Source organism: Agrococcus sp. UYP10, from assembly GCF_040547205.1.
Taxonomy (GTDB): Bacteria; Actinomycetota; Actinomycetes; order Actinomycetales; family Microbacteriaceae; genus Agrococcus; species Agrococcus jenensis.
In genome coordinates, this window is the sequence record NZ_JBEPPG010000001.1 from 1233917 (window position 1) to 1247197 (window position 13281).

The 13281-nt window shown below is 72.4% G+C and carries 14 protein-coding genes; 11 read left to right on the forward strand and 3 right to left on the reverse strand.

Translation table 11 applies throughout. The features are described 5' to 3' along the window. Positions 1–128: 128 nt before the first annotated feature. The 5 genes from ABIB37_RS06130 to ABIB37_RS06150 all read left to right on the forward strand — a co-directional run bounded on the left by ABIB37_RS06130 (position 129) and on the right by ABIB37_RS06150 (position 3651). Positions 129–911 carry a RodZ family helix-turn-helix domain-containing protein gene (locus tag ABIB37_RS06130; RefSeq protein ID WP_354258064.1) on the forward strand — a complete coding sequence of 261 codons (783 nt, stop codon included), beginning with the start codon at positions 129–131 and terminating at the stop codon, positions 909–911. 102 nt (positions 912–1013) lie between these two features. Then, the gene (locus tag ABIB37_RS06135; RefSeq protein ID WP_354261546.1) at positions 1014–1556 is read left to right on the forward strand and encodes an RNA polymerase sigma factor; all 543 of its coding nucleotides are present in this window, start codon (positions 1014–1016) and stop codon (positions 1554–1556) included. Continuing rightward, on the forward strand, positions 1553–2398 hold the full coding sequence (locus tag ABIB37_RS06140; protein ID WP_354258067.1) for a hypothetical protein: 846 nt from the start codon (positions 1553–1555) through the stop codon (positions 2396–2398). The genes ABIB37_RS06135 and ABIB37_RS06140 overlap by 4 nt, the downstream gene beginning before the upstream one ends. After that, positions 2398–3168: a hypothetical protein gene (locus ABIB37_RS06145; RefSeq protein WP_354258070.1), complete on the forward strand. Its 771-nt coding sequence runs from the start codon at positions 2398–2400 to the stop codon at positions 3166–3168. Before ABIB37_RS06140 ends, ABIB37_RS06145 begins: the two co-directional genes overlap by 1 nt. A gap of 147 nt (positions 3169–3315) precedes the next feature. Continuing rightward, positions 3316–3651 carry a hypothetical protein gene (locus ABIB37_RS06150; protein ID WP_354258073.1) on the forward strand — a complete coding sequence of 112 codons (336 nt, stop codon included), beginning with the start codon at positions 3316–3318 and terminating at the stop codon, positions 3649–3651. 66 nt (positions 3652–3717) lie between these two features. On the opposite strand, the gene ABIB37_RS06155 is transcribed toward ABIB37_RS06150, so the two are convergent. Further along, positions 3718–4032 (reverse strand): hypothetical protein, encoded by a 315-nt coding sequence (locus tag ABIB37_RS06155; RefSeq protein WP_354258076.1) that lies wholly within the window; start codon positions 4030–4032, stop codon positions 3718–3720. On the opposite strand from ABIB37_RS06155, the gene ABIB37_RS06160 reads away from it, so the two are divergent. From ABIB37_RS06160 to ABIB37_RS06185, 6 genes are all read left to right on the forward strand, one after another. After that, complete coding sequence (locus ABIB37_RS06160; protein ID WP_354258079.1) at positions 4031–5020, forward strand: hypothetical protein; 990 nt, start codon at positions 4031–4033, stop codon at positions 5018–5020. The two genes, ABIB37_RS06155 and ABIB37_RS06160, sit on opposite strands and share 2 nt — an antisense overlap. Before the next feature lie 159 nt (positions 5021–5179). Beyond that, positions 5180–6484 (forward strand): hypothetical protein, encoded by a 1305-nt coding sequence (locus ABIB37_RS06165; RefSeq protein WP_354258082.1) that lies wholly within the window; start codon positions 5180–5182, stop codon positions 6482–6484. Between the two features lie 86 nt (positions 6485–6570). Further along, a complete protein-coding gene (locus ABIB37_RS06170; RefSeq protein WP_354258085.1) occupies positions 6571–7092 on the forward strand; it encodes a hypothetical protein in 522 nt (173 codons plus the stop codon). Between the two features lie 96 nt (positions 7093–7188). Further along, entirely contained in the window at positions 7189–7791 is a 603-nt protein-coding gene (locus ABIB37_RS06175; RefSeq protein WP_354258088.1) for a DUF305 domain-containing protein, read from the forward strand. Between the two features lie 183 nt (positions 7792–7974). Continuing rightward, entirely contained in the window at positions 7975–8745 is a 771-nt protein-coding gene (locus ABIB37_RS06180; protein ID WP_354258091.1) for a hypothetical protein, read from the forward strand. Positions 8746–8795: 50 nt separating this feature from the next. Next, complete coding sequence (locus tag ABIB37_RS06185; protein WP_354258093.1) at positions 8796–10055, forward strand: hypothetical protein; 1260 nt, start codon at positions 8796–8798, stop codon at positions 10053–10055. A gap of 72 nt (positions 10056–10127) precedes the next feature. Here the strand turns inward: ABIB37_RS06185 and ABIB37_RS06190 are convergent, their stop codons facing one another. Next, positions 10128–11348: an MFS transporter gene (locus ABIB37_RS06190; protein WP_354258096.1), complete on the reverse strand. Its 1221-nt coding sequence runs from the start codon at positions 11346–11348 to the stop codon at positions 10128–10130. Positions 11349–11440: 92 nt separating this feature from the next. Beyond that, positions 11441–13177, reverse strand: coding sequence for an HNH endonuclease signature motif containing protein (locus ABIB37_RS06195; protein WP_354258099.1), 1737 nt, complete (start codon positions 13175–13177; stop codon positions 11441–11443). Positions 13178–13281 lie beyond the last annotated feature (104 nt).

Sequence of the window (13281 nt, forward strand, 5' to 3'; positions counted from 1 at the left end):
CGCACATCTTCCGGCCTCCGGACCGGGGCCTCGACCGTGACCGAACCGTGACTCCCACGATCGGCTCGGCAGGAGCATCCTGGACCCATCTGGACCGACGGGGGAGTCGCGACCAGAAGGAGCAGGCCATGATGATCGCCACCCGGCCGTCCGCTCGCGCGGTCGGCGCCGCAGCCGCGCTCGCGGCGGCTGTGCTGCTCGTCGGCTGCGGCCCCGACGCGCCGACGGCCCCGTCCGAGACGGCGGCCACGCCGTCGCCTGCGGTGGAGACCGCTGGGCCGACGCCCGTCGAGCCGACCCCCACCGGATCCGTCACGCCGGCGCCGACCGTCACGCCGGCACCGACGAGCGCCCCGGTGCCCACCGAGATGGCGAGCTCGACCTTCGAGACGCAGAACGGCACGATGCGGCTGCAGCTGCCGGAGGGCTGGACGGTGCTCGACAACAGCCGCCTGACGATGGACTTCGAGGGCGACCCGTGGTGGGAGAACACCGTCGGCTTCACGTCGCCCTCCGGCACCGAGATCACGTACTACGACGGCTTCGGCGACTCGGCCGGATTCCTGAACGCAGACTTCGGCATCGTCGAGGAGCGTGCCATGGACATCGCGGGTACCGCGGCGATGTCGTGGTGGGTGCACGCCGCCGACCGCTGGTTCGTGCACGCCGCGGTCGCGCGGCCCTCGCAGGAGGGGCTGGAGCCGATCCCGCTGTTCGGGCTGCCGGATGTCGAGCGCACCCACACCTGCACGATGCTGCTGCTCGGCGACGACCAGGCGGCGGTCGGCTCTCGGGCCGAGGCCGAGCAGCTGCTCGGCAGCGCGCCGGTGCTCGAGGCGCTCGACGTCATGACGACGCTCGAGCTCACCGGCGTCGATCCGTCGACGATGCCGGCCGGGGTGGAACCGTAGCGCCTGCAACTGATCGCGTCCCGCGTGTAACCAGGGCGCGCATCCCGGACAATCCTGGATGTGGACCTCGCGCAGACCGACGAGCAGCTGTGGCGTGCCGTCGTGCGCGGGGACGGGGTCGCCTTCGCCGCGATCTTCGACCGCCACGGAGACCGCGTGTGGCGACACGCATGGAGGCTGATGCAGCACCGACAGGACACCGAGGACGTCACGGCCGCCGTGTTCGCGGAGGCGTGGCGCAAGCGGTCGCGCGTGCGCATCGTCGATGACTCGGTGCTGCCGTGGCTGCTCGCCACGGCGACGAACTGCGCGCGCAACGCCCGCCGCAGCATCCGCCGCAACGAGCGGCTGATCGCGCACATCCCGCTCGGCCCGGACTCGCCCGACACCGCCGACGTCGCGGGGGACCGCTTCGCGCGGGTCGACGCGTCGAGCGCGGTCGGCGCGGCCCTGCGCGAGCTGTCCGAGACGGATGCTCGGCTCGTGTCGCTCGTGCTGCTCGAGGAGATCCCGCTCGCCGACGCCGCCAAGGCGATCGGCGTGAGCTACGGCGCGGCCAAGACGCGCATCCACCGCGCGAAGCAGCGGCTGCGCGGCCACCTGCAGGCGGCTGGCGCCGGCGACCTCGAGGAGGTGTCGGCATGAGCGATCGGCAGCAGCAGGGCATGAGCCCCGACTTCCGGGCGCGGATGCGCCAGGGCCTGTCGACGATGGCGGTGCGCGAGCGCGTGCGAGAACGGCGCCGCAATCGCGCGATCGCCGGCGGCGCGGTCGCCGCGGTCGCCGCCGCGGTCGTCGGGGTGGGCGTCTGGCAGTTCGCCGGCGCGCTCGACCCTCGCATCGACGAGGCCGCACCGGCGCCGACGACCACGATGGAGCCGAGCGCGGAGCCGAGCGCCGAGCCGACGGCGACCGCGACGCCCGAGCCGGAGCCGACGGAGACCGCACCCGTACCGCCGCCGGGCTTCGAGGGCGTGGCGGCCGGCGCGCCGATCGTCACCGACTTCGTGGACTGCCGCAACGGATGCGGTGACACCGGCGCCGCAGGCGGACCGACGCTCGAGCGGTATTACGACGTCTACGTGCTGTGCGAGGGATCCGGCTCGGTGCTGTTCGGCGGTGCCGAGTGGATCGACTGCGCGGACCACGAGCCGGGCACCGGTTGGGCGCTCGTCGACCGAGCCGATGTCGTCGGCGATGGAGATCCGCAGTTCACGGCGTCACCCGACTTCGACGGGCAGCTGCAGGTCGTGGATCCGGGCGAGGTGCCGCTCGGCTCGGTCGAGGGCGCGACGGCGACCGTCTACTACGCCTGCGGACCGACGGTCACGATCGGCGGCGTCACCTTCGACTGCAACGCCGATCCGGGCATCATTCCCCAGCTCGCTGCCTGGGGGGTCCCCATCGGGGACGGTTCGTTCGCGCCTCGGATGGAGTCCGGCGAAGGGGTCTCGCGGTCGGACATGCGGTGGGTGATGGAGCGATGATGCGCCGAGCTTCCGGATGGGCCGCGGGACCGCTCGCGGTCGCGGTGCTGCTCGGGCTCGTGGCGTGCGGCCCGGCCGGGGGCCTCGCTCCGGCGCCAGAGCCGGAGCCCTCCAGCACGAGCGCGACCACGGCGACGACGCCCGCGACGACATCGGCACCAGCGGACGCCACGCCGACCCCCACCGCGACCCCCACCCCGACCGCGAGCCCGACGCCCCAGGCGGCGCGCACGCCGCCCACGACGCCGCCGCTGCCCGTCCTCTCGCCAGCAGGCACGCCGGTGGCCGTCGTCGGCGCCGAGCTCGTCGAGGGCGAGCGCTACGACTACCTGATCCCGTGCGTGCCGAGCGTCCCCATGTGGTTCGACGCGGGCGACGGTCGGTACTCGTACGACTCGACGGACCGGCTGATCCCGTGCGACCACGGGCTCGTCGCTGCCATCTCGGTGAGGGTGGGCCACGAGATGTCGCTCCTGACGGTCTTCGAGCAGGACATCGGCGCGCCGACCGCCTTCCGCGTCATCACCGGAGCGGGCTTCGACGAGGCCACCGCCGCCGAGGTCGCCGCGCAGACCGGTGCGCAGCTGGTCGACATCGAGCTGGCGTGCGCCGGGGGCGACGGCGAGCTGATCGAGCTGGGCGATCGCTACGCCTACTGCACCGAGCCCTGGGGCTTCGCGGTCATCCCGGACGCCACCCTGAGCGATGCGCTCACACAGGTGGGCGTCGGATTCGGCTACTCGCGTGAGCTCTTCTTCCGGGCTTCGTGATCCCCTCGCGTCCCACCGCGTGATCCGGAAAAAAGTTGAGCGGATGTCACAGGCGCGTCGTACAGTGGTCCGAAGTCGTGCAGAGTTGCCTGATCGGCAACTCTGTGTTTCGGCACTGCCCCACGAGGAGAGATCACAACGATGTCCTTGACCGAGCCACCGAGGGTGGTGCCGGAGTCGAGCGTCTGGGCCGGGTGGCCCCACGCTGACGCTGCCGCGTGGGCGGACGCCCTGCTTGCCTTCGAGCGGCACCGCTTCACGTCGAAGCCGAAGCACATGCTGCTGCACGCGCTGTGGCACGACTGGCACGAGCGCGGCGCGCTGCCCGAGCTGCGCCGATGGGAGCAGCTCGCACGTCGCTTCGAGGCGCAGGGCGTCAGTGCCGATGCGTTCGAGCGGATGCACCGCGACGCCGGCGCGATGCCGTGGTCGCCCGCGGTCGAGCGCAGCTGCCCCGAAGCCGTGCCGCAGCAGGGCGCCTGAGGACCTCCGCCGTTCGTGATGGAATCGTGACCGGATCGGCGTGACCGCCGCCTGACGCTGGACATGTCAGAGCGTGCGGGGATGAGCCTCGCGAGAGAGGAATCCCGCCGTGCGCCCTTCCCCGAGCCGAGTGCTCGTCACCACCGCGATCGTCACGCTGACCGCCATGCTGGGCGCCTGCGCGCAGGCCCAGACCGGGTCGACCTCGGCGCCGGATCGACCCCGCTCGACACCGACCGCCAGCGCGACGCCGACATCGACGCCGACGCCGACGCCGACGACCTCCGCCGGCGCGACCGGTGCACCGGGCACCGCGACACCGCCCGAGAGCGATGCCGTCGAGCTCGTCCCGTTCGAGACGCAGAACGGCATGATGCGCATGCAGATCCCGGCGGACTGGACCGTCGAGGACAGCAGCCGCGTCGCCCTCGGCTACGACGGCCTGCAGCGGTGGGACAACATCGTGGCGGTCACCGGTCCCGATGGCGGCCACCTCTGGTTCGACGACGGCATGCCCGATGACGTGGGCGCGGCGGCGCTCGAGGAGCACGTCGTCGAGCGCATCGACATCGGCTCGGGCCTCGCGGCTACTGCCTGGTGGGAGCGCTACGAGAGTGACATCTACGTCGCCAGCGTCGCCGTGATCGACGGCGAGGCGCCGCTCTCCGACTCGTTCCGCGTCGATGGGTCCACGAGACTGCACTTCCTGAAGTTCGAGCACCCGGACGCCGAGGAGCAGTTCTCGAGCCGCGACGCGGTCGAGGCCTACCTGGGGAGCGACGAGGTCGCGCTCGCGCTCGACATCATGGCGACCGTCGAGATCTCGGGCGACGACACCGCGGTCCCGGCCGGCGTCGGCGTCGAGCACGAGGGCACCACGTACCTCCCGTACACGACGCAGAACGGCACGTCGACGTTCCTCGTCCCGCTCGAGTGGCGCATCGATGACAACAGCCGAGTGGGCTTCGGCCACGGCGGCGTGCCCGTCTGGGAGAACTGGGTCCAGCTGTTCCGGCCGAACGGCGGCAGCGCCGTGTCGTACGTCGACTACGTGCTGTTCGCCGGCGAGGAGCCCGAGTGGCCGTGGACCGCCGGTGAGGTGCGGCCGACGACGGACGGTCTGCACGCGGTCTCGTACATGCTCGGCGACACCGGCGACTACAACACCGGGCTCGTCGGCGTGAACCTCACGGACCAGGGGGACGCCACGCGGCCCACTGGCACCGTCTGCGCCGAGACCATGTGCCGCGTGTTCAGCAGCACGCAGCTGAACGAGGGCGACGCCTTCTTCGGCGGAGCGACCGAGGAGCAGCTGCTCACCGTCATCGCGTCGCTCGAGCGGCACCACGACGACGCCCGCATGCCCTGACGCAGGTGCAGCGCGAGGGCCGGGCGGAGCACCGCCCGGCCCTTTGCTGCTCCATCGCCCAGAAGCGTGACCGAACCGTGACCTCCAGCGGGTGACCGGTTCCCGCATCCGGACATCTCAGGACAAGCGGGGAGATGCCCCGCGAGAGAGGAACCCGCCGTGCGCCCCATCCAGAGCCGCCTGCTCGCCGCGACCGCCGTCGTGGTCGTCGCGACCATCACCCTGGGCGCGTGCGCGCAGGCCGAGGAGGCATCGGCACCGCTGCTGCCGGAGACCGCGCCGAGCGAGACGGCGTCACCCGCGCCGACGCCCTCGCCCACTGGCGAGAGCGAGCCGGCCACGACCGGCACCGCCACGCCGCCGCAGAGCGCGCAGCCCGCTGCCGTGGAGGCAGCGCCTGTGGAGATGGTCGACTTCGAGACGCAGAACGGCACGCTGCAGCTGCAGGTCCCGTCGAACTGGACCATCGAGGACACGAGCACGATCGCCATGCAGGGCTCGGGGCGGCAGGGTTGGAACAACGAGGTGGTCTTCTCCCCGCCGACGGGCGGGAGCCTGCAGTACTCGGATGGCTACTGGGGGGACACGGGTCCCGCGACGATCGAGACCCAGATCATCGAGCGGATCGCCATCGATCGCGGACTCTTCGCGGCAGCGTGGTGGGATCGGCACGAGGGCGGCCGCTACAGCGTCAGCGTCTCCATCGTGGGCGACGTGTCCGAGCCGTTCCACATGTTCCACGTCGGCGAGGGCAAGCGGCTGCACGGCATGGGCTTCTTCCACCCCGACGCACAGAACGGCTTCGACAGCCGCGAGGCGGCGGAGGCGTACATCGGCGGCCCCGAGGTCGCGCTGGCCCTCGACGTGATGGCCTCGGCCGCGTTCACCGGCGAGGACGACGCGCTGCCGGCCGGGGTCGGCGTCGAGCACGAAGGCACGACCTACCTGCCGTACACGACGCAGAACGGCACGGCGAGCTTCCTGGTGCCGCAGCACTGGAGCATCGGGGACCACAGCCGCCCCGGCACCAACCGAGCCGGCCAGGACGTGTGGGACAACTCCGTCGCGCTCTACCTGCCGAACGGCAACATGGTGCTGCACTACGGCGACATGTGGTTCACCAACCTCATCGAGGAATGGGAGTGGACGCTGGGCGAGGTCCGGCCGACGCAGACGGATGGGTGGCAGGCGGTCTCCTGGACGCTGGGCGACTCGGTGCCCAACCACGCGGGCTACGTCGGCGTGAGCCTCTCGGACCAGGGAGGCGCGGTGCGCCCGGCTGACAATGTCTGCAGCGAGAACCTCTGCCGCAGCTTCAGCGGCGTACCGCTCGACGTGCGCTGGCTCGACGACGGGCTCGACAGCCCCGATGACTTCTTCGGCAGCGCGATCGAGGAGCAGATGCTCACCGCCGTCGCATCGCTCGAGACGCACCACGACGACGCCACGCGCTTGCCCCAGTAGCGGCGCGGTCACAGATCCGGGGGCCGGGCGGAACACCGCCCGGCCCCTGTGGCAGCTGCGAGGTCGTCCTGCTACCGTGTCGCGCGATGGCGGAGTGGCGGATGGGCACGTCGATGCGGCGCGGGGCACAGACCCCGGGTCGGGCGCTGTCCGCGCGGGCACTGCTGCTCCTCGGCGCGACCGTCGTGCTGCTGATCACCGGTCTGCTGGGCATGCACGCGCTGGGCGGCTCGGCGGGCGGGCACGGGTCGGGCCACGCGATCGCCGGCCACCCGGACGCCGGCCAGTCGAACGTCGCGGTGGTCGCAGGTGATGCCCACGCCTCGCACGCGGCCCCTGCGCACCACGCGCATGACGCGGCGGTTGCGGTGAAGGCGAGGGGCTGCACCGATGCGTGCGCGACCGACGGGCCCGCCTCGCCGGGTCACTCGGAGCTCATGGCGTGCGTGCTCGCGCTGCTCGCCGGCCTGCTCGTGCTCGTCCCGCCCGCGCGTCTCGGCATCCCATGGGCATCGGTCGTGACCATCCCGATGTCGGCCGACGCATCCGCCGCCCGGGCCGAGCCGCCCACACCCTCGCTGATCCTGCTCTCGATCAGTCGGACCTGATCGGTCTGCCTGGCCATCGGCCAGGCCGCCGGCGTCGCATCCCGCGGCGTCGCAGATCCATCACATCCATTTGAGATCGAGAACAGGACCACCACCATGAAGACCATCAACCGCGCGCTCGGAGTCAGCGCGCTCGCCCTCGCCTTCGTCGTCACCGGCTGCTCCGCCGGCGGATCCACGGGTGCCACGCCCGCGGCATCACCCGGCATCACCGCAGCGCCGTCGTCGGCACCCGCATCCTCGGAGGCCAACGCGGCCGATCAGATGTTCGTGACGATGATGATCCCGCATCACGAGCAGGCCATCGAGATGTCCGACATCGTGCTCGAGAAGGACGACATCGACCCACGCGTGCTCGACCTCGCGCAGCGCATCAAGGACGCCCAGGGGCCGGAGATCGAGCAGATGGAAGCCTGGCTCGACGACTGGGGCATGGGCCACGGAGGCATGGGCGGCATGGACCATGGCGACGGCATGATGTCGGAGGGCGACATGGAGGCCCTCGACGCCGCGACCGGCAACGAGGCGAGCCGGCTCTGGCTGCAGCAGATGATCGAGCACCACGAGGGCGCCGTCGAGATGGCGGAGGCCGAGGTGGAGGACGGTCAGCACCCCGACGTGGTCGCCCTCGCGCAGCAGATGGCCGACGCGCAGGCGACCGAGATCGCCGAGATGGAACAGCTCCTCACCGAGCTGTAGGCCCCGTTGAGGGTTTGCGTCCGAGTTGCCCTGCACTCGGACGCAGACCCTCAACAGCCCGGTGCCGTGACGGGGCGTGTTGAGCCTTTGCGTCCGCGGGTCGCCCGGATGTGACCGCAGGGCGTTGCCGGACATGTCTCGGTAGGCGGGGTGTGGACCCCGCAGGCTCCCAGGAGGTCTCGCATGCACCGACGCACCCCGACGCTCGCTGGCGCAGCGGGCGCCCTGATCGTCGTCGTGACGACGATCGCCGGCTGCGCACCGGGCGCAGCGGCGCCGCCCGTGCCCAGCATGACCGCCGGCGCTCCGACCCCAGCGGCGACGGCCGAGCCGACCTTCGAGCCGAGCGCCGAGCCGACGGCCGACCCGAGCGCCGAGCCGACCGCCGCCCCGACCGCATCCGCTGCAGACGGGCAGGCGTTCGTCACGCAGATCGGCAACGCGACGTTCGAGGTGCCGAGCGGCTGGACCGTGCGAGACGAGAGCCGCGTCGGGCTCGATCACGACGGCCAGGACCAGTGGATGAACAGCATCGTCCTGCTCGACGGCCGCGGCCGGGAGCTGCTGCGCTACATCGACGGCGCCATCGACGCGCAGGGGCAGATCACCGCGGGCTGGGGCATGGTCGAGCAGCGTCCGATCGCTGCGGCGATCCCCGACGAGAGCGGCCTGCCGACGGCCGCAGCGAGCTGGTGGGTGCAGGGGGACGCAGGCGTGCAGGTCTTCGCCTCGGTCACGCTCGTGCCCGACGGCGAGGCGCCGTGGGGCATCGTCCCGGCGGGGGACGCCAGATCCGCGCAGTTCGTCGCCGACCTGTCGCTGCTCGACGCCTGCCAGCAGGTGGTCTACGTCTCGGATGCCGAAGCATGCCTCGAGAGCGACGACGTCGCCGAGCTGATGGCCGTGCTCGCGACGCTCGAGCAGCATGCGGTCCCGCGCGACGCGATGCCCTGATCGCACGTCCAGCCGGGCGCCTCATGATCGACCTCGAGACAGGAGCAGGCATGCGCAGCACGCACCACGGGCCACGCGCCGCGCTCGCGCTGCTCGTGGCCGGCGCGGCACTGGTCGTCGGCGGATGCGCGACGCCGGTCGTCAACGCACCGGCGGTCACGCCGACCTCGTCCTGGCAGCAGGTGGAGACGCAGACGGGGTCGGCGCGCTTCCGCATCCCGCCGGGCTGGACGGTCGAGGACCGCAGCGCGTTCGTCGGCGCGGGCGTGGTCTCGTGGGTGAACGTCGTCGCGCTGCTCGATGAGGAGGGCCAGCAGCAGCTCGCGTACGCGGACGAATCGGCGCTCGCGGAGCCGTACGTGGCGGGCGAGGAGGCGATGGCGTGGTTCTACAGCGACGGGCTGCCCGGCGCACCCGCGGCAGGGGAGGGCCTCGTCGCGGAGCGGGCAGCCAGCGAGGGCCGCGTCGTCGCCGGCTGGTGGGACGAGTCCCGCGTCTGCCTGCTCGGCTGTCAGTCCTCCTACCAGCCGCACCTGGCGGTGATCGATCCGGCGGCCGGCCCCAGCCGGGTGCTCACGACCGAGCAGTCCGACGGCACTCGCCGGCACGCATTCGGGCTCCTGCGCGCCGCCGACGGCACCGAACCGGGTGCCTACGACTCGCCGGACGAGGCAGCGCGCTTCGCGTCGGGGCCGCAGGGGCAGCTGCTGCAGGCCGTGCTCAGCACCCTCGAGCTGCTCGCGGTGCCGCTCAGCGCCCTGCCGCCCGGGGTGTCGCCTCCCGCCGATGTGCTCGACACGATCGCGTACGACGGGCCGCTCGAGCGCTTCACGACCGCAGACGGCGCGATCGCGTTCGACGTGCCGCACCTCCACACCGTCGTCGACGAATCCACCACCGGGCCGGGCGCGGAGCACCGGATCAGCGTGGTCGAGCCGTTCGGCGAGACGGTGATGACGATCGCGGACGGCGCGTCGCCGCCGCTGGACCCGACTGTGGGGCCGGGCGAGGTCACGGTGGTCGAGCAGCGCCCGATCGACGAGCGGCTGGCGGCGACGAGCTGGCTGATCGAGTCCGGGCGTGGGGTCACGGCGCACATGGCGCTCACTGAGCTGGGTACCGAGAACCCGGTCGGCTTCGTGCCGCTCGACGACGGTCGGGCGCTCGTCGTCTACGTCCAGTGGTCAGCGGGCGGATGCGCGATGCTCGGCGGCCTCAGCGAGGCGCGCGACTGCCTGGCCGGCATCGGCCCTGCCGCGCTGCTCGACACGATCGAGTCGATCGAGTCGATCGAGCTCGACGGCGGCTGACCTGCGGGGTTCGCTGCGCGCAGGAGCCGGTCGTCTCACGACCCGGTGCACGCGGATGACGCGCTCGAGCCCTCAGCGCGAGCGCGGGAACGCGAGCATCGTGAGGGCTCCCACGACCCACACCGCCCCCGAGGCTGCGAGCAGCAGGAGCGGGTCGAGGCCGGCGAGCAGACCCGCGACGGCCGTGCCACCCGCGCTGGCGGTCGTGCGCAGCGCAGAGCCGACGGTGAACACCTGCGCGACGACGTCGTCGGGGCTCTCGAGCCGCCGGAGCGTGAGCATCGCGGCGGTGGGTGCGGCGCTGAACACGCCCGACAGGCCGACGAGCACGATCGTCCACCAGAACCCCAGGTCGAGCGCGGCCGCGAGCGTCGCGAGCCCCACGAGCCCGAACCCGACGAGCATCGTCGCCTGCGGCGACAGGCTCGCGCGGCGGATGGGCTCGACGATGGCGCCGATGAGCGCGCCGATCGCGAAGGCGGTGACGATGAAGGCGCTTGCGGCTGCATCGCCCGTCGCGAGCAGCGCGATGCCGATTGCCGCGATCGGCATGATGCCGCGGCCGAACTCGACGAGCGTGCCCGAGACGGTGATCGTGGCGAGCGGCCGATGCGTCGACAGGGCGACGAGCCCCGCGCCGATCGAGCGCCACAGCCCCTTGCGCTCGGCCTCCCGCCGCTCGATGCGCAACAACGGGTAGGCGACGAGCGACACGAGCGCGATCGCGGCCATCGAGGCGAGCGCCCAGCGCGGCCCGAGCGTCGGCGCCAGCAGCGCGACGAGCGCGGGACCCGCGACACCGGAGAGGTTGTAGCTGAGCGCGTCGAGCGCGTACGCGCGGCGCGCATCCGTGCCGGCCGGCGCGACGAAGCTCGAGAGCCCGCCGAAGCCGAAGGGGTTGAGGAGGCCGCTGAGGACGAGCGCGATCGCGACGAGCCACACCGGAAGCGGATCGAGCGCTGCGGTCAGCCCGTAGGCGACGGCCGTGCCGGCGGCGGCGCCCATCATGAGCGGGCGCGGCCGGTGCACGCGGTCGAGGATCGCGCCGACGAGCGGTGCGGCGATGATGCTCGGCACGAGCGCGAGCGCCGCGAGCGCCGCTCCGAGGGCGATGTCGCCCGTGATCGACACCACGAGGATCGGGATCCCGATCTGCGCTCCGCTGGCAGCCGTTCGGATCGGCACGGATGCGGCGAGCTGGCGCATCCCCGCGGCCTTCCCCTCGTGGTTCACGAGCGATGCGGTCGGCGCGGACGCTGACGAAGGCCGATCGGCGTCGCGAGGGGATTGCATCCCTCAAGCATGCCGCCCTGCTCGCCGTCTAGCCGAATGCGCGGTCTGCGCGCGGTGTGCGAAGCGTGCACGGCGCGCGAGGCGGACGCGGATCAGCGCCGCAGGACGATGCCGGGTCGCGGCAGCCGGTCGGCTCGCCCGCGATGCCGGCGACCTCGGCCCTGCTCGTCGAGCAGGGTGCGGATGCGTCGCTCGGTCGAGCCGACCGCGCTCCCTCCGGATGCATTGAGCGCAGTCCGTGGGCGCCGTCGCTGTCGTGGGACGCACACGGAGGAGCCGGGCTCAGCCGGTTGGACGCTCGCGCTGGTGCGAAGCTCGATGCCAGGGTCGAGGGGCTCCGGCAGCTTCATGGCGAGCGAGGCGGGGGCGGCTGCGCCGAGCGATCCGCCGCGCGATCCAGTGGCGCCGGTCGCGGTGGCGAGCCCATCGACGCTCGGCATCTCGGCGGAGTCGTCGCGGCCCCACCGGGCCGGCTGGAGCTGCGACACGATCCGCCAGCTGCCGGGCCGTGGTCCGACCTTCTCGACCCGCAGCCGGCCGGCGTGGATCTCGTGGTGGTGGTAGCTGCAGACGAGGATGCCGTTGTCGACGTCGGTGGCGCCGCCGGCCTGCCAGGGGACGATGTGGTGCGTCTCGCACCAGGCGACGGGCATGCCGCAGCCGGGGACGCGGCAGCCCTTGTCGCGCTTGGCGAGGGCGCGCTTCTGCGCGCGGGTGAAGAGCCGCTGGGTGCGACCGAGCCAGAGCGGGTGGCCGTGCTCGTCGACGACGAGGTGGTGGATGTCGGCGAAGCAGACGAGCTGGTCGATGTGCTCGATCGGGACGAGGCTGCTCGTGTGCTCGATCGTGAGCGTGCGCTCGGCCTGGCGGACGCCCTGGACGTAGGCGCCGTACGCCTCGATCGTGCCGGTGAGGACGAGCGAGGGCGACTCGCCGCCGGCCAGCGGCGCGTCGCCGGAGGCCGCGTGCGCCTTCACCATCGCGATGAGGGCGTCGTGCGCCTTCTGCTCGGGCGAGCGGTCGTCGAGCGAAGGCTCCGCGCTGCTGCAGTCGGCGCCGGCGCAGCGGCCGTGGTCGCAGTGATCGTCGTGGAAGGCGACCTTGACGCGTGGGCCGGTGTACGCATCCACCAGCGACTTGAGCGCGGACCCGTCTTCGGCGGGGGAGCGCATGACGGTGAGCCACGAGCCGTCGCGCTGCTGACGGGTGCGGAACGAGCGAAGCGCCCGCTGCTGCTCGTCGTTCGGGAGCACCCCGTCCGGGTCTAGGAGCGCCACGCACCGGCGGGCCAGTACGACGAGCTGCTCGGGTGGGAGCGGCGTGGCCGCATCGGTGGCGGCCTCGACCAGCAGCTGCTCGGCCGTCTCGAGCTGCTCGACGTCGGCTCGCGGCGCGGCCGGATCGATGGTCGAGACGATCGCGTGCGCCTGCGCGAACGAGATCTCGGCCTCCGCGAGCGCGCCGGCGACCGCCGGGTACCTGGCGGCGATGGCGGCGCCGGTGATCGCGATCGACGGCGATGTCGCTCGCCCCATGAGCAGCAGGTCGAGCGCGCGGCGGGAGCCGAGACCGAACGCCCTCGAGACCGCTTCCCGCGAGTGCCGAGCCCCCAGCAGCATGCACAGTGGCTCATCGACCGCGCCGTGCGAGCGCTCCTCCACCTCGTGCGCGAGCCGCACCTGCAGGCTCTCGGCGACTCGCGCCAGCTCTGCGACTCGGCCGAGCAGCTCGGCGACCTCGGCGTTCGACGTCGTCGAGAACGACGGGGCCGCAGCGAGCAGGGCGCGGGCGGCGACGACCGCTGCTCGTGCCTGCTCGGTGCTCGTCATCGCCGCCTCCTTGTGAGGAGAGTAGAGGCGACCACCCACATCGACTCCGCCCTCGTCGCGAGCAGAGTGGATGCGACCACTGACACGCCACGCCGTGCCGGAAG